This is a genomic window from Amycolatopsis sp. NPDC054798, assembly GCF_053611505.1.
In genome coordinates, this window is sequence record NZ_JBSHAM010000033.1 from 19,002 (window position 1) to 39,269 (window position 20,268).

At 69.8% G+C, this 20,268-nt stretch carries 17 protein-coding genes; 10 read left to right on the forward strand and 7 right to left on the reverse strand.

Annotation, left to right across the window (positions count from 1 at the left end; genetic code table 11):
- Window positions 1–75: 75 nt before the first annotated feature.
- Both ACWGIC_RS21235 and fabG read right to left on the reverse strand, forming a co-directional pair.
- The gene (locus ACWGIC_RS21235; RefSeq protein WP_452077665.1) at window positions 76–528 is read right to left on the reverse strand and encodes a MaoC family dehydratase; all 453 of its coding nucleotides are present in this window, start codon (window positions 526–528) and stop codon (window positions 76–78) included.
- Window positions 529–533: 5 nt separating this feature from the next.
- Window positions 534–1,304 carry a 3-oxoacyl-ACP reductase FabG gene (fabG, locus tag ACWGIC_RS21240; protein WP_452077666.1) on the reverse strand — a complete coding sequence of 257 codons (771 nt, stop codon included), beginning with the start codon at window positions 1,302–1,304 and terminating at the stop codon, window positions 534–536.
- Window positions 1,305–1,495: 191 nt separating this feature from the next.
- Here fabG and ACWGIC_RS21245 point away from each other — a divergent pair, with 191 nt between their 5' ends.
- From ACWGIC_RS21245 to ACWGIC_RS21255, 3 genes are all read left to right on the forward strand, one after another.
- Window positions 1,496–2,674 (forward strand): histidine kinase, encoded by a 1,179-nt coding sequence (locus tag ACWGIC_RS21245; RefSeq protein WP_452077667.1) that lies wholly within the window; start codon window positions 1,496–1,498, stop codon window positions 2,672–2,674.
- A 10-nt stretch (window positions 2,675–2,684) separates the two neighbouring features.
- On the forward strand, window positions 2,685–3,347 hold the full coding sequence (locus ACWGIC_RS21250) for a response regulator (protein ID WP_452077668.1): 663 nt from the start codon (window positions 2,685–2,687) through the stop codon (window positions 3,345–3,347).
- A 102-nt stretch (window positions 3,348–3,449) separates the two neighbouring features.
- Window positions 3,450–4,619: a glycosyltransferase 87 family protein gene (locus tag ACWGIC_RS21255; protein ID WP_452077669.1), complete on the forward strand. Its 1,170-nt coding sequence runs from the start codon at window positions 3,450–3,452 to the stop codon at window positions 4,617–4,619.
- Here ACWGIC_RS21255 and ACWGIC_RS21260 read toward each other — a convergent pair.
- The 3 genes from ACWGIC_RS21260 to ACWGIC_RS21270 form a co-directional block, all read right to left on the reverse strand.
- Complete coding sequence (locus tag ACWGIC_RS21260) at window positions 4,522–5,202, reverse strand: DUF998 domain-containing protein (RefSeq protein ID WP_452077670.1); 681 nt, start codon at window positions 5,200–5,202, stop codon at window positions 4,522–4,524. The two genes, ACWGIC_RS21255 and ACWGIC_RS21260, sit on opposite strands and share 98 nt — an antisense overlap.
- Window positions 5,203–5,241: 39 nt before the next feature.
- Window positions 5,242–6,321, reverse strand: a complete 1,080-nt coding sequence (locus tag ACWGIC_RS21265) for a J domain-containing protein (protein ID WP_452077671.1) — start codon at window positions 6,319–6,321, stop codon at window positions 5,242–5,244.
- 101 nt (window positions 6,322–6,422) lie between these two features.
- The gene (locus ACWGIC_RS21270) at window positions 6,423–6,968 is read right to left on the reverse strand and encodes a GNAT family N-acetyltransferase (protein WP_452077672.1); all 546 of its coding nucleotides are present in this window, start codon (window positions 6,966–6,968) and stop codon (window positions 6,423–6,425) included.
- Between the two features lie 309 nt (window positions 6,969–7,277).
- Here ACWGIC_RS21270 and ACWGIC_RS21275 point away from each other — a divergent pair, with 309 nt between their 5' ends.
- From ACWGIC_RS21275 to ACWGIC_RS21285, 3 genes are read left to right on the forward strand one after another with little or no spacing between them, the layout of a single operon-like run.
- A complete protein-coding gene (locus ACWGIC_RS21275; RefSeq protein WP_452077673.1) occupies window positions 7,278–8,711 on the forward strand; it encodes an APC family permease in 1,434 nt (477 codons plus the stop codon).
- Entirely contained in the window at window positions 8,708–11,584 is a 2,877-nt protein-coding gene (locus ACWGIC_RS21280; protein ID WP_452077674.1) for a glycosyl hydrolase 2 galactose-binding domain-containing protein, read from the forward strand. Before ACWGIC_RS21275 ends, ACWGIC_RS21280 begins: the two co-directional genes overlap by 4 nt.
- Entirely contained in the window at window positions 11,581–12,468 is an 888-nt protein-coding gene (locus ACWGIC_RS21285) for an ROK family protein (protein ID WP_452077675.1), read from the forward strand. Before ACWGIC_RS21280 ends, ACWGIC_RS21285 begins: the two co-directional genes overlap by 4 nt.
- Before the next feature lie 482 nt (window positions 12,469–12,950).
- Here the strand turns inward: ACWGIC_RS21285 and ACWGIC_RS21290 are convergent, their stop codons facing one another.
- Window positions 12,951–13,286 carry an ArsR/SmtB family transcription factor gene (locus ACWGIC_RS21290; RefSeq protein ID WP_452077676.1) on the reverse strand — a complete coding sequence of 112 codons (336 nt, stop codon included), beginning with the start codon at window positions 13,284–13,286 and terminating at the stop codon, window positions 12,951–12,953.
- Between the two features lie 143 nt (window positions 13,287–13,429).
- Between ACWGIC_RS21290 and ACWGIC_RS21295 the strand changes: the two genes are divergently transcribed.
- The 4 genes from ACWGIC_RS21295 to ACWGIC_RS21310 all read left to right on the forward strand — a co-directional run bounded on the left by ACWGIC_RS21295 (window position 13,430) and on the right by ACWGIC_RS21310 (window position 17,410).
- Window positions 13,430–14,572 (forward strand): FAD-dependent oxidoreductase, encoded by a 1,143-nt coding sequence (locus tag ACWGIC_RS21295; protein ID WP_452077677.1) that lies wholly within the window; start codon window positions 13,430–13,432, stop codon window positions 14,570–14,572.
- A 420-nt stretch (window positions 14,573–14,992) separates the two neighbouring features.
- Window positions 14,993–15,562, forward strand: a complete 570-nt coding sequence (locus tag ACWGIC_RS21300) for an NADPH-dependent FMN reductase (RefSeq protein WP_452077678.1) — start codon at window positions 14,993–14,995, stop codon at window positions 15,560–15,562.
- A gap of 22 nt (window positions 15,563–15,584) precedes the next feature.
- Entirely contained in the window at window positions 15,585–16,568 is a 984-nt protein-coding gene (locus ACWGIC_RS21305) for an ATP-binding cassette domain-containing protein (RefSeq protein WP_452077679.1), read from the forward strand.
- On the forward strand, window positions 16,565–17,410 hold the full coding sequence (locus ACWGIC_RS21310) for an ABC transporter permease (RefSeq protein WP_452077680.1): 846 nt from the start codon (window positions 16,565–16,567) through the stop codon (window positions 17,408–17,410). The genes ACWGIC_RS21305 and ACWGIC_RS21310 overlap by 4 nt, the downstream gene beginning before the upstream one ends.
- 61 nt (window positions 17,411–17,471) lie before the next feature.
- On the opposite strand, the gene ACWGIC_RS21315 is transcribed toward ACWGIC_RS21310, so the two are convergent.
- A complete protein-coding gene (locus ACWGIC_RS21315; RefSeq protein ID WP_452077681.1) occupies window positions 17,472–20,195 on the reverse strand; it encodes a P-loop NTPase fold protein in 2,724 nt (907 codons plus the stop codon).
- Window positions 20,196–20,268 lie beyond the last annotated feature (73 nt).

Genomic DNA, 20,268 nt, shown 5'->3' on the forward strand with positions numbered 1-20,268 from the left:
ATTGGGTGCGTGGCATGCACCCAATGCCACATTGGGGCGCGGTCGGGCGGAGCGGACGGGCGGACGGGCGGACGGTCAGAGGATGAGCCGGGAAACCATCTCGGCGACGCAGGCGGGTTTGTCCTCGCCCTCGATTTCGACGGTCCAGCGCACCACGGCCTGCTTGCCGCCGGGCACGTCGGTCAGCTCGGCCAGTTCGGCGGTCCCGCGCACCCGCGAGCCCACCTTGACCGGCTGCGGGAACCGCACCTTGTTGAGGCCGTAGTTGATGCCCATCTTCAGGCCCTCGACCCGGTAGATCTCCGGCAGGAACGCCGGGATCAGCGACAGGGTGAGGAACCCGTGCGCGATCGTCGTGCCGAACGGGCCCGCGGCGGCCTTTTCGGCGTCGAGGTGGATCCACTGGTGGTCGCCGGTGGCGTCGGCGAACAGCTGCACCTGCTCCTGGGAGACGGTGTGCCATTCGCTCGTGCCCAGCGGCCCGCCGACCGCTTCGGCGAGTTCGGAAACGTCGGAGAACACGCGCATCGCGATCAGTCCTTCGGTCCGCCGGCGACGTAGATGACCTGGCCGGACACGAATCCCGCGCCCTCGCTGACCAGGAACGACGCGACGTTCGCGATGTCCTCGGGCGTGCCGACGCGCTGCACCGGGATCTGCGAGGCGGCCGCGGCCTTGAAGTCCTCGAAGCTCATGCCGACGCGCTCGGCGGTCGCCGCGGTCATGTCGGTGGCGATGAACCCGGGCGCGATCGCGTTGGCGGTGACGCCGAACTTGCCCAGTTCGATCGCCAGCGTCTTGGTGAAGCCCTGCATGCCCGCCTTGGCCGCGGAGTAGTTGACCTGCCCGCGGTTGCCCAGCGCCGAGGTGCTGGACAGGTTGACGATCCGGCCCCACTTCTCCTGGGTCTGGTACTTCTGCACCTCGCGGGTCATCAGGAACGAACCGCGCAGGTGCACGTTCAGCACCGAGTCCCAGTCCTGTTCGGTCATCTTGAACAGCAGGTTGTCGCGGGTGATGCCGGCGTTGTTGATCAGCACGGTCGGCGCGCCGAGCTCCTCGGCCACCCGGGTCACCGCGGCTTCGACCTGCTCGGCGTCGCTGACGTCCAGCGTGACGCCGACCGCCCGGCCTCCGTCGGCGACGATCGCCTCGGCTCCTTGTTTGACCCCGGCCTCGTCGAGGTCCAGCAGGCCGACGGCGAACCCGTCGGAGGCGAGGCGGCGGGCTACGGCGGCGCCGATGCCACGGCCGGCGCCGGTCACGATGGCCACACGGGAAGCGGTCACGGGGGTTCTCCTCATCGTCGGGGAAAGCCTGCTCGGGGCGGCATGTCCGGAACAGGCGTACGCGGACTGCCTGCGCAGGATGCCACGGCACGGCACCCGTCGCTGGCGGCTAAGCGTACGCTTATTACGAGATTTTCGCGAGACCCGAGAGGGCGGTTCGCCGGGTGCGGCCGGGACGTCGGCCGGGGCCGGTAGGGTCGCCGCCGATGAGGATCACGAGCGCGCCTCTCGCCGCGGCGGGACGCGCGCTGGGCGAGGCAATCGCCGGCGGCGGCGCCCCGGCTGTCGTGCCCGGCCGGACGCACCAAGCGCTGATCGGGCTCGCCGCTGCCGTCGGCGGAGTGCTCGCGTTCTTTCCGGCCGGCCGTGCGAACGCGGGCACGCTGGCGCTGGCGGCCGCGCTGACCATGTTCTCGATCGGGCTCACCCTGGTGCGTCCGCTGTGGTCCTGGCGGGTGCTGATCGTCGTCGTGGCCTGCGCGAACCAGCTTTACGGGATCCACGAACGGTTCGGCTGGCCGTGGAACGGCGGGCTCGCCTTCGCGGCGGTCCCGGTGCTCGCCGCGGTCGGCCGCAACCACCGGCCGGGCGTGCTGGCGTGGGTCTGGCTGATCTCCGCCGGGGTCAGCGCTCCGCTGGTGAACGTGCGCGCCGAGCTGGTCCTGATCTGCGTGCTGCTCGCGGTGCCGCTGGCGTTCGGCTGGCTGGTTTCGCGGCTGCGCGGCGCCGAACGCGACCTGGCGGCGGAATCCACCCGCCGGGCGGTACTGGAGGAGCGGGCCAGGATCGCCCGCGAGCTGCACGACGTGGTCGCGCACCACATGTCGGTCCTGGCCATGCGCGCGGACTCCGCGCGCTACCGGTTCCCCGGCCTCGACGAAGGGCTGCGCGAGGAGTTCCAGTCGATCCAGGACACCGCCCGCAACGGGATGACCGAAATGCGCAGGCTGCTCGGCTTGCTGCGCGCCGGGCAGGCCGGCCAGGAGACCGAGCCCCAGCCGGGGGCCGAGCAGATCGGGCAGCTGGTGGAACGGGTCCGCGCGACGGGCACCGACGTGCGGTTCGAGCTGCGTGGCGATTGCCGCGGTTTGCCCGACGGCGTCTCGTTGTCGGCCTACCGGATCGTCCAGGAAGGGCTCAGCAACGCGGTGCGGCACGCTCCCGGCGCGCCGGTCGAAGTGTTCGTGCACGTCGATCCGGGACAGCTGCGGCTTGCCGTGCAGGACTCCGGGGCCGTCGCGAGCGCTCCGGAGGAGACGTCGGGCCGGGCGAAGCACGGACTGCTCGGGATGCGGGAACGGGCGGCAGCACTCGGCGGTACTTTCTCCGCGGGACGACGGGACGGCGGCGGGTTCGCGGTCGTCGTGACCGTTCCGCTGGACTGAGGGGGACCGCATGGCGGTGACGGTGGTGATCGCCGACGACCAGACCATGGTCCGGCAGAGCTTTCGCGCGGTGCTGGACGCGCAGCCGGACATCGAGGTGATCGGCGAAGCGGCCACCGGGACCGAAGCGGTCGCCGCCTGCCGCGCGCTGCGCCCGGACCTGGTGCTGATGGACATCCGGATGCCGGACCTCGACGGACTGGCCGCCACCCGGCTCGTCCTCGGCGGCGACCGGGACGCCGGGCCGCGGGTCCTCGTGCTGACCACGTTCGACGCCGACGAGTACGTCTACGGCGCGCTCAGCGCCGGCGCCAGCGGGTTCCTGCTGAAGGACTCCCCGCTGGACGACCTGGTCGTCGCGGTCCGGATGGTGGCCGCGGGCAACGCGTTGTTCGCGCCCGCGGTCACGCGCCGGGTGATCGAGGGGTTCGCCGGGACGCGGCCGCCGGCGCAGGACGTCGGCAGGCTGTCCGAGCTGACCGCGCGCGAACTCGAGGTGCTGCGGCTGATCGCGCGCGGACTGTCCAACGCGGACATCGCCGGGCAGCTGGTGATCGCGGAGCAGACCGCCAAGACGCACGTCAGCCGGGTGCTGGGCAAACTCGGGGTCCGCGATCGCGCCCAGGCGGTGGTGCTGGCCTACGAGGCGAAGCTCGTGGTGCCGGGCCAGTGATACGCCGGTAGCACTCGCCGCGCGGGACGCTACCGGGGAGGCAGCCGAAGACAGCTCTGCGGACGGACGATTCCGGGGCTCTGACCTTCCTAGCTTTCCCTTGTGCGCCAAGAGAAAAAGATCGTCCTCGGGCTGGCCGTCGCCGTCCTGGCCGGAATCGCCGTCGTTCGCTGGCTCGGCGGCGCGTCGCTCGGGGTGGACAGCGCGGTGTACCGCGCCGGGGCGCTGGCCGTGCTGCGCGGACAGCCGCTCTACGAGCCTTTGCTCGCCCTAGACCCGAAGTCCGCGCTGGAACTGCCGTTCACGTACCCGCCGAGCGCGGCGTTGCTGTTCCTGCCGCTGGCCGCGCTCCCGCCGCAGCTCGTCTGGTTGCTGCTCGCGGTCGGCACAGTTCTCGCGCTGTGGTCGGTGACGCGCCGGTTCGCCCGCGACCGGCCGCTGCTGGCGCTCTGTCTCCTGCCGGTGCTGGAACCTGTGTGGCGGACGATTTCGCTGGGCCAGATCAACGGCGTGCTGATGGCCTTGGCGGTGCTGGACGTGCTGCCGGGCCGCACCCGCAGGTCCGGCGGGGTGCTGATCGGGCTGGCCGCCGCAGTGAAGCTGACTCCGCTGATTTTCGTCGCGCACCTGTTCCTGACGGGCCGCCGCGCCGACGCGTGGCGCGCGCTGGCGACCTTCCTCGGGGTGAGCGCGGCCGGGGCGCTGGTTTTGCCAGGGGATTCGATCCGGTACTGGACTTCGGCCGTGCTGGACAACCGCAACGCCGAAGCGGTCGACTGGGTGCTCGACCAGTCCCTGCATGGCATGCTTGCGAGGTTTGGCGCGACCTCGCTCGGCTGGTACGCGGCGGCGGCCGTGCTGTGCCTGTTGGCGGGTGCGCTGCTGGTCCGCGAGTTCCACCGGCGCGGCGAACCGCTGGCCGCGCTGCTCGTGACAGCGGGGTGCGGGCTGTTGGTGAGCCCGCTTTCGTGGACGCACCACTGGATTTGGGCAGCGCCCCTGGTCGGTTTTCTCGCGGACAGGCGGGTCGCGCTGGTCTGCGCCGGAGCGATCTTCACCGGCTTCGCGCTGACTGTGGTTCCCGAGGGCGGACACCGGGAGCTGTCCTGGAATCCGGTCGAGGCAGTGCTCGGCAACGCCTATGTGCTGAGCGCACTGGCAGCGGGCGCGGTCCTCACTGTCCGGATGCTGGCCCGGTCGCGGGCTCAGCGCCTCCCAGGGCAGATTGCCGCGCCGGAGCAGCCAATGCGGCCAGTGCGACGAGTTCGGTGAGCGCCATCCCGCGTTCGACGAGGCCGAGCGGGATGAGCAGCCACCAGCGCTGGTCGGTAAGCGCGGCGAAGGCGACCGCGCCGAGAATCACCGCGAACCACGCGAGCGACGCCACGGCGAGCGCGCGGGCGAGAAACCGGCGGCGCGGCGAGTCCGGAAAAGCCGTGCGGGCCGAGACGAGCACCGCGAGCGGAAGACAGACGAAGGCCACGACGCTGGCGATCCGGTGCAGCGTGCCGCCCGCGCCGGTTGCCGCCGCGTTCGCCCAGTCGGTCTTCGGGAACGCGACGATCACCAGCAACCCCGCTGTCCAGAACGCGCCGAACACCGCCGCGAGCACCGGCAGCCGTCCTTGCCGCCGCAGCCCGGCGAACGCGACCGCCGAACCGGCCGCGACCAGCACGACAGCCAGATCGAACACCCATTTGCGGTCCGACAGCCCGTATTCGCTGATGGTCCGCCGGGTCGCGCTGATCTCGTCGGTGGGCGGCACCACCTGCAACAGCAGCATCAGCACGGCGCCCAGGGCGAGCGCGCCGATCCCGGCCAGCGCGGGGCGGCGACCCGCCGACAAGGTTGTCATGCACTCACCGTGACACGGGCCGGATATGTCCCCGGTGAATCAGGCCGCCCGGCCGGACCCGGTGACCTGCGCGCGCACCGTGCGCAGCGCGTTGTGGTCCACAGTGGACGGTTCGGCGGAGAGCCAGCCGCCGATCTCGTGCAGGAACTGCTCCGGCGTCATCGGCGGACCGGGTTCGCCGTCCGGTTCGGCGGTGGTGACCTCGCCGTCGCGGCTGGGGTAGACGATCATCGCGCCGCGCAGCGCGACGCCGGGCAGCAGCTCGCGGTAGCGGTCCAGGCTTTCTTCCAGCTGGCTGCCGCCGCCGCGGAACGGGCGGCCGTTGCGCAGCAGCCGTCCGTCCTCGGCGGTCTCGTAGTGCCCGGGCAGCCACAGCTTCGACTCGATCAGCACCAGGCGTTTCCCGCAGAGCACCGCGTGGTCGACGTCGGCGAACACCGAACCGGGCCAGGCGAGCCCGTGGAAGATGCGCGCGCCGGGCAGCCGGGTCAGATACCGCTCCAGCAGGTCGGCGGTGAGCCGTTCGGCCAGCTCGTCGGCCTCGCCGCCGGGGGAGCCGAACACCGCGCTGCCGCCGAATTCCTCGGCGAACGCGTGCCGGGCGCGGCGCGCGGACAGGAAGCCGCGGGCGAGCCGGTGGACGAGCAGCGCGGTCCCCGCGGTGAGCGTGAGCCAGACGATCAGCACCGGCGGGGTGAAGTCGATCCCGGCGAGCAGCGGCAGCAGCACCAGCACCGCACCGGCGAGCGCGGCGACGACCGGCGTGTGCCCTGGTCCGCGGCGCCGTCCGTGCCGCATCCGCGGGTCGGCAGCGGCGAACGACCACCACTCCAGGCATTCCGGATCGATGTCCGGCGGCTCTGGGCGGTAGCCGGGCTGCTCGCCGAATCGCCGCCGGGGCCGCGGTTTGGGCACCGAAGCGGCCGGGACGCCCGCGTCGTAACGGGCGCGTTCGTTGGGGTCGGCGAGCGTGTCGTAAGCCTCGCGCAGCAGCTGAAAGGTGCCGACCGTGCCGCCCGCGTCCGGGTGCAAGGTCTTGGCCAGCCGACGGTAGGCGGCCTTGATCTCCGTGGGGGACGCGGTTTTTCCCACGCCGAGTACCGCGTAGTAGTCGGGCACAGTCGGGTTCCACCTCCGGACGGCTGCCCGCGCAACGATATGGGGTCGCCGGGGCGGGGTGCCATCCGCCTCCGCGGCGCGCCGGAGTGAACCTGTTTTCGCTAGCTCCGGGCCAGCCACTCTTCGCGGTTCAGGGCGTACTCGACGGCGTTCAGGTCGTCGCCCGGGGCGAAGTACCGGCGGTCGAATTCGGCGACGAAGTCCCGGACGTGCCGGAGCCCGATCGAGGCCATCGTCGCCTGAGAGGCTTCGTTGCGGGCCTGCGTCCTGGCGAAGATGCGGTCGAGCCCGACGTCGCGGAACCCGTGCCGGAGCATCTCGCGCGCGCCCTCCTTGCCGAGTCCTTTACGCCAATGCCTGCGAAGCAGCCGGTACCCCAGCTCCGCCTGCCCCTCGAATTCGCCCGGCCGCAGAGACCAGTACCCGGCCAGCTCGCTGTCGACGAACCCGACCCAGCAGCCGAGGCCTCGATCGGCGTACGCGAGTGTCGTCCGAAGCTCCTCCGCCGCCTGCTCGCGGGTCAGCACGCCGCCGAGATAGCGCATCACTTCCGGGTCGGCGGACATCTCGACCTGATGCTCGAGATGTCCGGCGGACAACGGGATCAGCCGGATCCGCTCGGTGTGCAAGATCGGCTGGGACCTCATGCGAACACTCCCGGGTCGGCGGACGGCGGGAGGCAGTCTGGCAGTCGCGCGAACCGCCTGTCAGCCGGTTTTCCGCCGGGCCGGCCGTCTCTCGGCACTTCCCGGCCAGCGGCACCGGACGACCGTTCCGGACGGGAGCGCCTCGCCGAGGCTTGTCCACTCTTGTCTTCTCTTGCCCGCCGGACCCGCGCCCCACCGTCCCCTTCTCCCACTCCCGCACCGGTTTCGGCAACTTTCCGGACGCAGCTCTTCCGCACCCCGTTCATCTTATGTTAAGAAGCTTTACTAACTATTGGATGGAGGCACGACGTGAGCTCACCCACCCGCCCGGGGGACTCCGCGACCCTTCCGGGGACCGGTCTCGAACGCCGGATCGGGCCGCTGCAGGCGACCGCGATCAACATGACGCAGATGTGCGGGATCGGCCCGTTCGTCACCATCCCGGCGATGGTCGCGACGATGGGCGGCCCGCAGGCGATGTTCGGCTGGATCATCGGCGCGATCATCGCCCTCGCCGACGGGCTCGTGTGGGCCGAACTGGGCGCGGCGCTGCCCGGGGCCGGCGGGACCTACATCTACCTGCGCGAGGCGTTCCAGTACCGCTCGGGCCGGCTGATGCCGTTCCTCTTCGCCTGGAGCGCGGTGCTGTTCATCCCGCTCATCATGTCCACCGGCATCATCGGGCTGGTCCAGTACCTGGGCTATCTGGTGCCGGGCGTGACCGACGCGGGCGGCGTCACCCCGCTGGGCAAGATCATCGGCATCGGCCTCGTGGTGCTGATCGTGCTCGCGCTGTTCCGCCGGATCGGCCAGATCAGCAAGCTCACCACCGCACTGTTCCTGATCATGCTGTTCGCCGTCCTCGCGGTGATCATCGCGGCCTTCACGCACTTCGACGCGCACCAGGCGTTCGCCTTCACCCCGGGTGCCTTCGGCTGGGGCGGCGCGTTCTGGTCCGGTCTCGGCGCGGGTCTGATCATCGCCGTTTACGACTACCTCGGCTACAACACGAGCGCATATCTCGGCGGCGAGGTCCGCAACCCTGGTCGCACGCTCCCGCGCTCGATCATTTTCTCCATCCTCGGCATCATGGCGCTCTATTTCCTGCTGCAGGTCGGCGTTCTCGGCTCGCAGCCGCTGGAGTCGATCAAGAACGCGACGTCGGTGGCGTCGACGGTGCTGGAGCAGGCGTGGGGTTCCGTGGCCGCGAAGATCGTCACGGTCTTCATCGTGATCGCGGCGGTCGGTTCGGTGTTCGCCGGCCTGCTCGGCGGGTCGCGAGTGCCGTTCGAAGCCGCGCGCGACAAGGTGTTCCTGCCGGTGTTCGCCAAACTGCACCCGAAGCTGAACCTTCCGACGGCGGGCGTGCTCGCGATGGGACTGATTACCGCGATCGGTTCGCTGTTCACCTTGACTGACGTGATCAACGCGGCGGTCACCGTGCTGGTGATCATCCAGTCCCTGGCGCAGGTCGCGGCGATCGTGGTGCTGCGGCGCCGCCAGCCGCATCTCAAGCGGCCCTACCGGCAGGTGCTGTATCCGGTGCCGACGATCATCGCGGCCGTCGGCTGGGTTTACGTGTACGTATCGGCCAGCTGGCTTTCGATTGGGCTCTCGGTCGCCTGGATCGTCCTCGGCGTCATCGCTTTCCTGGTCTACGCCTCGAAGGAAAAGGTGTGGCCGTTCGGTCCCAAGGAAATCCGCGAGGCGTTCGCGTCCCAGCCCGCGGAGGTGGAGTCGTGAGGAAACCGCTGATCGCCGGGATCACCGCGCTGGTCCTCGTTCCCGGCGTGGTGACCGCCGTTTCGACTACCGCTTCCGCGCAGCAGCCGGAATCGGTGGCGTCCCGTCCGCAGGGCCAGTCGACGATCGGCCTCGGCGGCTGGCAGGTCCTGACGACCGCGCAGGTCAAGGACGACGGCACGACGGTGTCGAAGCCCGGCTACCCGACCCGCGGCTGGCTGAAGGTGAAGCCGGACGACGCGGGCGCGCCGGGCACCGAGATCAACGCACTGGTGCAAAACGGCAAGTGCGCCAACGTCTTCTACTCGGACAACATGCGCAAGTGCTTCGGATACCAGGCGAAGCGCGGGCCGGTCGTGACGAAGCAGTTCATGGACCCATGGTGGTTCCGCACCGATTTCGACCCCGGTTTCCGGCCGGGCAAGAACGCGAAGCTGACCATCCCGGGCGTCGTCGGCGAGGGCGACGTGTGGGTGAACGGCACGCTCGTCGCGGGCAAGGACGTGGTGAGCGGTGCGTACGCCGGCCACACCTTCGACGTCACGAAGCTGCTGCGGCCGGGCAAGAACACGCTCGCGGTCAAGATGTACCCGAACGATCCGAATTCGATGTACACGCTCGACCAGGCCGACTGGGCGCAGATCGTGCCGGACAACAACACCGGCCTGCAATACCCGCCGACGCTGCAGCTGTCGGACGCGCTGAGCGGCGACAACGCGCACGTCGTGCAGGACAACGCGGCGGACCTGTCGACGTCTTCGCTGACCGCGAAGGTCGACGTCACGAACGACGCGGGCACGCCGCAGACCGGCGAGGTCACCGCGACGGTCACGCCGCCGGGCCGGGGCGCGCCGATCGTGGCGAAGCAGCGCGTCACGATTCCCGCGCACACCAAGCAAACCGTGACGTTCACGCCGGCGAAGTTCCCGCAGTTGAAGATCGTCAAGCCTCAGGTGTGGTGGCCGTACTCGATGGGTGCCCAGCCGTTGTACACCTTGGGTACGACAGTTTCGCAGGGCGGCGTGGTTTCGACATCGTCCTCGGAGACGTTCGGGATCCGGACGGTCACGTCGAAACTGATCGGCAAGTCCCCGGCACTGCCGGACGGCGCGCGGAAGTTCGCGGTCAACGGCAAGGACTTCGTGTTCCGCGGCGGCGGTTACGCACCGGACCTGTTCCTGCGCTACGACAAGGCCGACGTCGCGCATCAGCTCGCGCTGATCAAGAACCTGGGTCTGTCCGGTGTCCGCCTCGAAGGCCACGACATGCCCGCGGACTTCTACGAACAAGCCGACCGCGCCGGACTGCTGGTGCTCGGCGGATTCATGTGCTGCGACGCCTGGCAGCCGGAACATCCGGAGAAGCTGACCGACCGCGACTACCGGATCATGCATGATTCGGCGTACTCGATCGCGCAGCGGGAACGCAGCCACCCCAGCGTGATCACCTACGGCTGGAGCGACAACGAGCCGATCCCGCGGCAGGAAACCGAGACGCTGAACGCGTTCAAGGAAGCCGATTGGGACGTGCCGGTGCTCGCGTCGGCGGAGTACAAGAGCACCAAGACGCTCGGCCCGTCGGGGGAGAAGGAAGGCCCGTACGACTGGGTTCCGCCGTCCTACTGGTACGACTCCTCGACCTTCGACAAGAAGGACCCGAGCCGCACGAACGCGGGCGGCGCCTGGGGTTTCGCGAGCGAGCAGAGCGCCGGGCACACCGTGCCGACGCTGGACTCGATCCGGCGGTTCCTGTCGCCGCAGGAGCAGGCGAAACTGTGGCAGGACCCGGCGTACAACCAGTACCACGCGAACTACGAGTCCGGGCACGGCGGCTACAAATTCGGCACGCTGTACACCTTGGACGAGTCGATCGCCCGGCGGTACGGCAAATGGGATTCACTGGAGTCCTATGTGGAGTCCGCGCAGATCGCGAACTACGAGAACACGCGTTCCCAGTTCGAGGCGTTCCTCGCGCACGCCAACGACAAGAAGAACCCGTCGACCGGCGTGGTGTACTGGCAGCTGAACAAGGGCTGGCCGACGCTGCTGTGGGCGCTGTACAACAACGACGGCGACCAGCCGGGCGCGTATTTCGGCGCGCAGAAGGCGAACAAGCCGCTGCACGCGCTGTACGCCTATGACACCGGCACGGTCGCGCTGTCCAACCTGGGCGCTTCACGGCAGAACGGGATTTCCGTGCAGGCCAAGGTGTACGACACCGCGGGCAAGGTGCTCGACGACCAGAACGTCCCGGCGGTTTCGCTGGACAGCCAGGGCGTCGCGACCGGGGTGCTGAAGCCGAAGGTCCCGGCGGAGACGAAGGCGCCGGCGAAGGCGCAGGTGTATTTCGTGGAGCTGCAGGTGCGTCAGGGCGGGAAGGTCGTGGACCGGAACGTCTACTGGATGTCCACGCAGAAGGACGTCGTGGACTGGGCGAAGACACTGCAGAAGCCGCAGGCGACGATGAGCCAGTACGGCGATTTCACCGCACTGCGCGACCTGCCGAAATCGAAGGTCGACGTGACCGCTTCGACGCGTCCGTCGCGTGGCCCGGACGGCGCCGACACCGCCACGACGGTGACGATCACCAACCCGTCGAAGACCTCCGCGGTCAGCTTCTTCCTGCGGGCGGACCTGCGCCGCTCTTCCGACGGGTCCCAGCTGCCAGCTGCGACCTGGGACGACAACGACATCACGCTGTGGCCGGGCCAGTCTCAAACGCTGACCGTCCGCTACCGGGCCGCCGACCTGCACGGCGCGGCCCCGACCGTCAGCGTCGACGGGTTCAACACCGGCCGGGTCGTGGTGCCGGCCGGTCCGCACCGGGACAGCCACGGGGCTGTCCCGCCGGTCATCGAGGGGACCCGCGAGTGACATCGGACGACCTGATCCTGGGCATCGACTTCGGCGGCACGAAAGTGGCGCTGGGGCTGTCCGACCGGAACGGCACGCTGCTGGCGACCCGCCGCCTGGACACCGACGCCGAAGCGGGCGCCGAACAGGTGGTCACCCGGGCGCTGGCCGCCGCGGCCGAACTGGTCTCCGATGCCCGGCTCGCCGCGATCGGGGTGGTGAGCCCGGGAATCGTGCTGCCGGACCGGATCCTGCTGGCCCCGAACGTGCCCGGCTGGGAAGAACTCCACCTCGCCGAACTGGTGTCGGCGGCGTTCCCCGCCGTCCCGATCGCCGTCGGCACCGACGCGAAAGCCGCCGCGCTGGCGGAATGGACCTGGGGCACTTTGAAGGGAGCCGACCCGGCCGTCTTCCTGTCCCTCGGCACCGGCATCGCGGCGGCGGTCCTGGTCGGAGGCCGCCTCCTGACCGGTGCGAACGGGGCGGCCGGGGAAATCGGATACAACCTGCGCACCCCGCAGGACACCGACGGATTCGCCAGCGGAGCGGCGCCGCTGGAAGAAGCCGTCGGAGGCCGGTGGCTGGGCACGCGGGCGACCGCGCTGCTCGGCCGCCCGGTCACCGCGGGGGAGTTGTTCGCGCTGGCCCGGGAGAACACTGAGGCGAAGGAACTGGTCGCTTCGGCGCTGGACGAGCTTTCCATGCATGTGGCCAACCTGGCCATCGCGTTCGATCCCGCGCGGATCGCGGTGGGCGGCGGGTTGGTTCGGTCGGCTGATGTGTTGTTGCCTGCGTTGCGGGAGAGGTTGGCGGCTGCGGTGCCGTTTCCGCCGGAGCTGGTGCCTGCGCGGTTCGATCAGGACGCTTCGCTGCTGGGCGCGGTGGCGTTGGCGTTGCGGGAGTGAGACTTCCGTGACCGGCGGGGTTGCCTCCGACGCTTCGCCGGTCACGGGTACCAGGTTTGCCGGGTGGTGGGTGCCGGGATTGTTGTGGTGACCCGGTTTTGTTGCCGGGGTGGTGGGTGCGGGGCTTTGCGGGCACCCTGGTTTTGGTGTCGGGGTCGTGGGTGCCGGGCTCTTGCAGGCGCCCCGATCTTGTCGTCGAAGTGGCGGGCTCCGGAGTTGTTGCGGTGCCCCGGTTTTGCCGGTGGTGGTGGGTTCCAGGGTCGTTGCGGTGGCCCGGTTTGTCGTCGAAGCGGTGGGTTCCGGAGCTCTTGCGGTGCCCCGGTTTTGTTGCCTGGCAGGCATTGCTGACGGTTCTGTCCCGGAAGACCGCGAGCGTTCCGCCCGTTCGGATTCCCGCGCCGCCCGGCCCGCGTCTCCTGGTTTATCCAGGAGACGCACCGATTATCCAGCGTTTGGCCCGGAGCTCGGCTGCCTTGGCGTGCTCAGCGAGGAGCGGTACCGCCTCGATGCTCCGCGTTCAGCAGTGCGAGGAGTCCGGGAAACCTCTTCTCGACGTCCGCGCGCCGCAGCCGGATGCCCTTGCGGTTGCCGTAGTCGATCTCGTCGATGAGGCCCGCCTCGCGAAGGACCCGGAAGTGGTGGGTCTGGGTCTGCTTCGAGATCGGAAGAGCGAACGAGTTGCAGCCCCGTTCGCTGTCGCCGCGGTCCGCGGCCAGCTCCGTCATCACTGAACGACGGTGCTCGTCGGCCAGTGCGCGGAACACCGCACCCAGATCCAGCGCGTCGGCCTCCGGTCCGGCCTGGTTTTTCCCGGCCACGCGACCCTCCCTTCAGGTACGACTTGCATCGTACCTCATCGGCGTGCTGTACTCAGGTATGAATTTGATCGTACCTTGACCCGGTCGCTCCGCGCCCAGCATTCGCCGGAACCTGGTCAACGACACCCCGAGAGGTCATCGTCATGACGAAGCGCGACGTGCTGATAGTCGGAGCCGGAATCGCCGGGCCCGCACTCGCATACTGGCTCTCCCAGCACGGATACCGGCCGACGGTCGTCGAACAAGCCCGGCAGCTGCGCTCCGGCGGCAGCGCGATCGTCGTCAAGGGGCCCGCGATCCCGGTCGCCGAGCGCATGGGCATCCTCCCGCAGCTGCGCGGGCTCGCCACGCGCACTCGGTCGCTGACCCTGCTCGACCCCGGCGGCAGGCGAATCCTGCAGCTCCCGCTCTCCTCGGACGAGGCGCCGGCGGTCGAGGTGACCCGAGCCGACCTGTCCGAGGTGCTCCACCAGTCGGCGCGGCCCGCGGCCGAGTTCCTGTTCGACGACACGGTCACCGCTCTCGACCAGGACGGAAGCGGCGTCGACGTCACCTTTCGGCGGTCCGCGCCGCGGCGCTTCGACTTGGTAGTCGGTGCGGACGGAATGCACTCCGCGGTGCGACGCCTGGTCTTCGGACCCGAGCGGCAGTTCGTGCGCGATCTGGGCCTGTACGGCGCGACCGTCCCGCTCGCACCCGACGCCGTCGAGGACCCGAGCGAGATGACGATGCTGACCGTGCCGAACCGGATGCTGGTCGTCCACCCCTCTCGGACCACCCCGCTCGCGATCTTCACTTTCCGGGCCGCGCAGAACGCACCCCACGACCGCAAGAACCTCGCCCTTCACAAGCAGACGGTGGCCGACGCCTACGCCGACGTCCGATGGCGAGCACCGGAACTCGTGGCGGCGTACCTCGATCACCCCGCTCCGTTCTTCGACCCCCTGACTACCGTCCGGATGCCGTCGTGGTCCCGCGGCCGGGTCGTGCTGCTCGGGGACGCGGCGGGAGCGACCGCCCTGCTGGGCGACGGGTCCAGCTTGGCGATGGCTGGCGCGTACGCCCTCGCGGAAGAACTGGCTGCCCATCCAGGCGATCACGCCAGTGCCTTCGCTGCCTACGAGTCGCGACTCCGCCAGGAAGTGGGTCCACGGCAGCGCCGCGTCGGTCTGGTCTCCCGGCTCATGGTGCCCCGTACTCGGCCGGGACTCGCGGTGCGCAACACGGTGGCCCGCGCGGTCGGTCGCACGAGCCGGACCGCTGCTCGCGAAACTGCGAACCGGTAGACCGGGTCCGCACCGAGCGGTCACCGGTCGGTGCGCGGCAGCTCTCAGCCCGGGTCGAAGCTGACGCGTCCGACGAACCTGGCTCGGCCGCACACAGGTCGGTGCGGCGGGTGATGTCTGCGGTTCCTTCTCCCGGGGCGGTTACTGTGTCCGTCTGCTCTTCGCGCGGCTCGTCGGCGAGCTGTGCGAGGTGTGGCGGGTGATGTCTGCGGCTCCTTCTCCCAGCGCGGTTACCGTGCCCGCCCGCTCTCCGTACGGCCCGTCGGCCAGCCGTGCCAGATCCGCCCTCGCGCCCCTCTCCGCCCCCGGTCCCTCGCGGTCGCTGCCGCTTCCTTCTGCCTGCATCAGCATCCTGACCTGCCAAAACGCCCGCTAGATCCAACCTGGCGGTCCCGCGCACCGATCTGGCGCCCAAGAAACGTGGACGAGAAGCTGCGGGTGGCCGTGCTCGTCGCCAGCACCCGGGAGGGCCGGGTCGGCGGCGAGATCGGCCGATGGTTCGCCGAGCGGGCCGCCGGGCACGGCGGGGTGGCGCTCGACGTGCTCGACCTCGCGACGTTCGCGATCCCGGCCCGGCTGCCCGCCGAGCCGACGGCCGCCATGGCCGGGTTCGCGAAGCGGATCGCGGCGGCCGAGGCGTATGTCGTGATCACGCCCGAGTACAACCGCAGCTTTCCGGCGTCGCTGAAACAGGCGATCGACTGCGCGTACGAGGAATGGCGGGCCAAACCGGTCGGCTTCGTCTCCTACGGCTACCGCGCGGGCGGCCGCTACGCGGTGGAGCATCTCCGGGATGTTTTCACCGAACTGCACACGGCGACGGTGCGGGATTCGGTGTGCCTCGACCTGCTCGAGCACGAATGCGGCGACCCCGGAGCGGGTCCGCACGGCGAATCCGCAGGCCACGCGGCCTCTGCTCTACTGGACGAACTGATCTGGTGGGGCCTCGCACTGCGCGAGGGCCGGCGCGCACGGCCGTATCGCGGATGACTTACTGAGGGGAAGGAAAGACATGAACAACGCAGCCGGGGAACCGGCGATCGTCACGTCGGGGCTCGTCAAAGTATTCGGCGAAACCCGGGCGGTCGACGGGGTCGATCTCGTAGTGCCTGCCGGAACGGTGTACGGCGTCCTCGGGCCCAACGGCGCGGGCAAAACCACCACTGTCCGGATGCTCGCCACGCTGTCCCGCCCGGACGGCGGCGAAGCGCGGGTGTTCGGCCACGACGTGGTGCGCGAGGCCGACACCGTGCGCAGCCGGGTCAGCCTCACCGGTCAGTACGCGTCGGTCGACGAAGACCTGACCGGGCAAGAGAATCTGGTGCTTCTGGGCAAGCTGCTGGGACACCGCAGCGCCGCCGCGCGCGATCGGGCGGCTCAGTTGCTCGCGGCGTTCGGGCTCACCGAAGCCGCGCGCCGGCAGGTGAAGAACTACTCCGGCGGCATGCGCCGGCGGCTCGATATCGCCGCGAGCATCCTCAACACGCCGGACCTGCTGTTCCTCGACGAGCCGACCACCGGTCTCGACCCGCGCAGCCGCAACCAGGTGTGGGACATCGTCCGTGCGATCGTCGCGCAGGGCACCACCGTCCTGCTCACCACGCAGTACCTCGACGAGGCCGACCAATTGGCGTCGCGGATCGCGGTCATCGACCGCGGACGCGTCATCGCCGAGGGCACCAAGGGCGAGCTGAAGGCCTCGGTCGGAGTCGGCGCCGTCCACCTGCGGCTGCGGGATGCCGGCCAGCGCGCGATCGCGGCCGAGGTGCTGGAACGCGCGTTGTCCGCCGTCGTGCAACTGGATCCCGACCCGGTCGCGATCACCGCCCGGCTCTCGGCGGACGCGCACGACGCCGCCGCCGACCGCGCGTCGCGTGCCCTCGCGGAACTCGCGAAGGCCGGCGTCACCGTCGACACGTTCTCCCTCGGCCAGCCCAGCCTCGACGAGGTTTTCCTGGCCCTCACCGACCGCTCAGCCACCGAGGAGGCGGCGTGACCACCGTCAAGGAACCCGATCTCGACCTCGCCGCCCCGAAACCGGACGAACTGGCCGCGGTCCTGCTCGCCACCGAACGGCCGCCGCGCCCGAGCGCGCTGGCCGCGTCGTTCTCCTTCGGCTGGCGGGCGGTGCTGAAAATCAAGCACGTGCCGGAGCAGCTCTTCGACGTCACCGCGTTCCCGATCATGATGACGTTGATGTTCACCTACCTCTTCGGCGGCGCGCTGGCCGGTTCGCCGACGCAGTACCTGCAGTTCTTCCTGCCGGGCATCCTCGCCTCGAGCGTCGTGATGATCACGATGTACACCGGGGTCGCGGTGAACACCGACATCGAGAAGGGCGTGTTCGACCGCTTCCGCACGCTCCCGATCTGGCGGCCCGCCCCGATGGTCGGCTACCTCCTCGGCGACGTGCTGCGGTACCTGATCGCGTCCGTGGTGATCATGGTCGTCGGCCTGATCCTCGGCTTCCGCCCGGACGGCGGGATCGGCGGCGTGGCCGCGGGAGTCCTGCTGCTGCTCGTGTTCTCGTTCGGGCTGTCCTGGGTGTGGACGATGTTCGGGCTGCTGCTGAGGTCCGAGAAATCGGTGATGGGCGTCAGCATGATGGTGATCATGCCGCTGACGTTCCTCAGCAACATCTACGTCGACCCCTCCACCATGCCCGGCTGGCTCCAGGCCGGAGTCTCGGCCAACCCGATCAGCCACCTGGTGACCGCGGTGCGTTCGATGATGTCCGGGGCTTGGGACGGCGGCGCCATCGCCTGGACGCTGATCGCGGCGGCCGCGCTGACCGCGGTGTTCGGAACGCTGACCATGCGGCTGTACAACCGAAAGTGACCCCTGCTCGGCGGGAGGCCGTCCGGCCGCGAACCGGACGGCCTCCGGGCCGGTCGCGGCTTCAGGCCGCGGGGGCGAGCACGTAAGAGAACCGGCGGACCGCCGGGACCCACTGCTGGAACCGGGAGAGAGCGTCGATGCGCAGCGAGGCCGACACGTGGACAAGACCGCGATGCAGCTGACGCCAGTCCCGCAGTTCCTTGTCGCAGAGCGTCCCGGCGACCGGGTTCCGCCAGACGTCGCCGTGCCGCCGCGGTGCACAGTCGGCGACGAACGCGGACCAGGCGCCCTCCGGCGAACGATGGACGAGGCCGCCGGTGATCGACCGGTCCGGGTCCGGCCGGGTGTCCAGTGCCTTTTCGAGCACGAGTCCCGGTGCGGTGAGGAGACCGAGCAGCGCGACGACAGCTTCGTAGTCGCCGGGATCGGTGTCGTCGCCGAGGAAACGCGACGCCTCGGACAGGTCCCGGGTCGCGCGAAGCATCCGGTACAGGTTGAACAGCCGCTTCGCCTCGCGCGGCGTGCTGATCAGCAAGTCCAGTTCGGACAACAGGTCGATCTCCGCGGGCGTGAGCGGACGCGGCGGATCCGCGGCCCGCTCCGGACGGCTCTGACTGTCCACTTCGGACCCTTCCTCGATCTCGGGCGCGAGGCCCGGGAGAGTCCGGTCCGGGGAAGGAATCCGCTGGGTCCGCGGCCGTTCCTCGCCGGCCGGTTCGAGCAGCCGGTCGTCCGTCAGCGACCGCAGCAGCCCGCGCAGGCTGCCCTCGGACATGGTGGGCAGCACGAACGGCAGATTGATGATCTTCCCGAGATAGTCCTCCGGCGAGGCGAGCCTGCCGCCGTCGGGGGAATCGTCGAGCATCCCGTCGTAATGGCTGTGCAACGACCTGGTCAGCCACCGCGGGTCGACGCCGACCACCACCACGAACAGTTTCAGGGCGAGCAGCAGATGCACCGCCTCCAGCACCTCGACCACCTGGCGCGCGCTGCACCGGTCGAGGTCGTCGATGTACAAGACGATCCGGTCGATCGGGGTGCGGCCCGAGTCGGGGTTCGCCCGCCAGTCGGCCATCAGCTCGACCAGCTGCTCGAAATCCTTCCGGATAGTCGAGATCAGTCCGAGGTCGCGCCGGTAGGAATCGCCGTGCGCGCGGTCGGCCAGGAACGTGTAGAGATTGCGGCCCGGTGCCAGCTCGGTCAGCTCCCGTCCGAGTTCGCCGACCCTCGCCACCACTTCGCCCAGCTGAGCCTCGGCGACCCGCTGGTCGGTCTCCGCCCGCCGGATTTCCTCGAGCATCCAGCCGACCTCAGGTGCGACCGCCTTGTTCGCGCCCCGGTCGATGCCGCGCCGGAGGTCTTCGCTGAGCGCACGCAACTCCCGGAGTCCCGAGCGGGCCCGGCTCAGCAGCGCGACCCCGGTGCCGGCCACCGCGGCGAACCCGACGCCGACCCCGGCCAGCCATTCCCGTGCCACCGGCGTGATCGCGGCGGCGAAGAACCCGGCGAGCAGGATGACGGCGGACATGATCAGCGCTGCTTTGCCCCAACGTCCCCTCGGCGACCTGCGCAGCGCCTCGGCTTCGGACAACGTGCCGCGCAACTGCTCGACGAGCAGCGCACCCTGCTCGGCTTCGTCCTGGATCCCGAGGCGGTGCCAAACTTCCCGGCTGCCGGTCAAGGCACGGATCAGGACCTTCGCGGTGTCTTTGCGACTCAGCGCGGCCTTGTCGACGTCCGCCTGGAGTTTCGCGGCGGTCGCCTGCGCCTGGCGCTTCGCGTCCTCGAGCTCGGTGACCTGACCGAGCCGTTTGGCGAGTTCCTCGCGCAGTTTCTCGCGGCGCTGCTGTGGGTCCGGGCCGGGCCCGGCGAGCTGCCGGAAGATCTCGTCGCCGAGGCTGGCCCACAGGTTGCGGTCCGCATAGTGCCAGGCATTGAACCCGATCTGGACGATCTCGCCGCAGTAGGCCGGATTGCCCGAGCCCGCGAGCCGGCGCACCTCGTCCCGCATCAGTCCCATGAAGTAGCTCTTGCCGGACCCCCACTCGCCGAACACCCCCACCGACAGCGGCGGCGCAGTGCTCCGGTCGGCGATCACCGTCGCCAGCATCGACGCGTAGGGCGCGACGCCGAGCCGGTCGCGTTCGAGGGGGATGCCGAGCGTCGGATCGACCAGATCGTTCGAAATGCCGCCGGCCAGTTCGACGGCGGAGAACTTCGTGCCTCCCGTCCGTTTCCAAGCCTCGCGGATCGCCTTTTCGGTCGTTTCGGAGATGCAAACGAAGACAAGCCTGCGCAGTCCGCTGGTTTGCTGAAGCGCCCGCACCGCCGCGGGAATCGCTACCGCGGCGACTTCCGCTTCCCCGAGCCCGAGATCGCCGGTGCCCAGCAGCGGGAACCCGAGCGCGACCGAATTCGCGCTCGCGGCGAACCGGATCCCGGCTTCGGTGGCGGTAGCGATCGCAGGCAAAGACGGCGGACCGGAGGCACCGTCTTCATGCGGCGTCACGAGCACAGCGAACCTCAGCGAGTCCGGGCCGGTGCCGTCGAGGCCCAGCACGACCGGCTGTTCCGGGAGGATCGCGTCGTAGTCGACCGAATCCCAGGCCGCGTCCGCAAACCGCTTCCTGACGGCGTGGCCGAGGCTGCCGAGACCGCCGCCGACGGAGACCGCGATGGCGTCGATGCCGGAGGTCCACGGAAGGTTCGTGCGCACCACGTAGCACGAGGTCCCGCCCGCTGAACCGAGATAACCGGAGTCGTTGAGCGCTGGTGTGCCTGCCATATCAGCCTGCGGCCTCCACGACCTCGACGTCGACGCGGACGGTCAGCCTAGCCAACAGAGGGGCTTCGGCGCT

Bases quoted from the DNA above. Each gene is read 5' to 3' on its own strand.
- ACWGIC_RS21235 (WP_452077665.1), bottom strand. From the start codon at position 528: ATGCGCGTGTTCTCCGACGTTTCCGAACTCGCCGAAGCGGTCGGCGGG.
- fabG (WP_452077666.1), bottom strand. From the start codon at position 1,304: ATGAGGAGAACCCCCGTGACCGCTTCCCGTGTGGCCATCGTGACCGGC.
- ACWGIC_RS21245 (WP_452077667.1), top strand. From the start codon at position 1,496: ATGAGGATCACGAGCGCGCCTCTCGCCGCGGCGGGACGCGCGCTGGGC.
- ACWGIC_RS21250 (WP_452077668.1), top strand. From the start codon at position 2,685: ATGGCGGTGACGGTGGTGATCGCCGACGACCAGACCATGGTCCGGCAG.
- ACWGIC_RS21260 (WP_452077670.1), bottom strand. From the start codon at position 5,202: ATGACAACCTTGTCGGCGGGTCGCCGCCCCGCGCTGGCCGGGATCGGC.
- ACWGIC_RS21270 (WP_452077672.1), bottom strand. From the start codon at position 6,968: ATGAGGTCCCAGCCGATCTTGCACACCGAGCGGATCCGGCTGATCCCG.
- ACWGIC_RS21295 (WP_452077677.1), top strand. From the start codon at position 13,430: ATGACGAAGCGCGACGTGCTGATAGTCGGAGCCGGAATCGCCGGGCCC.
- ACWGIC_RS21305 (WP_452077679.1), top strand. From the start codon at position 15,585: ATGAACAACGCAGCCGGGGAACCGGCGATCGTCACGTCGGGGCTCGTC.
- ACWGIC_RS21315 (WP_452077681.1), bottom strand. From the start codon at position 20,195: ATGGCAGGCACACCAGCGCTCAACGACTCCGGTTATCTCGGTTCAGCG.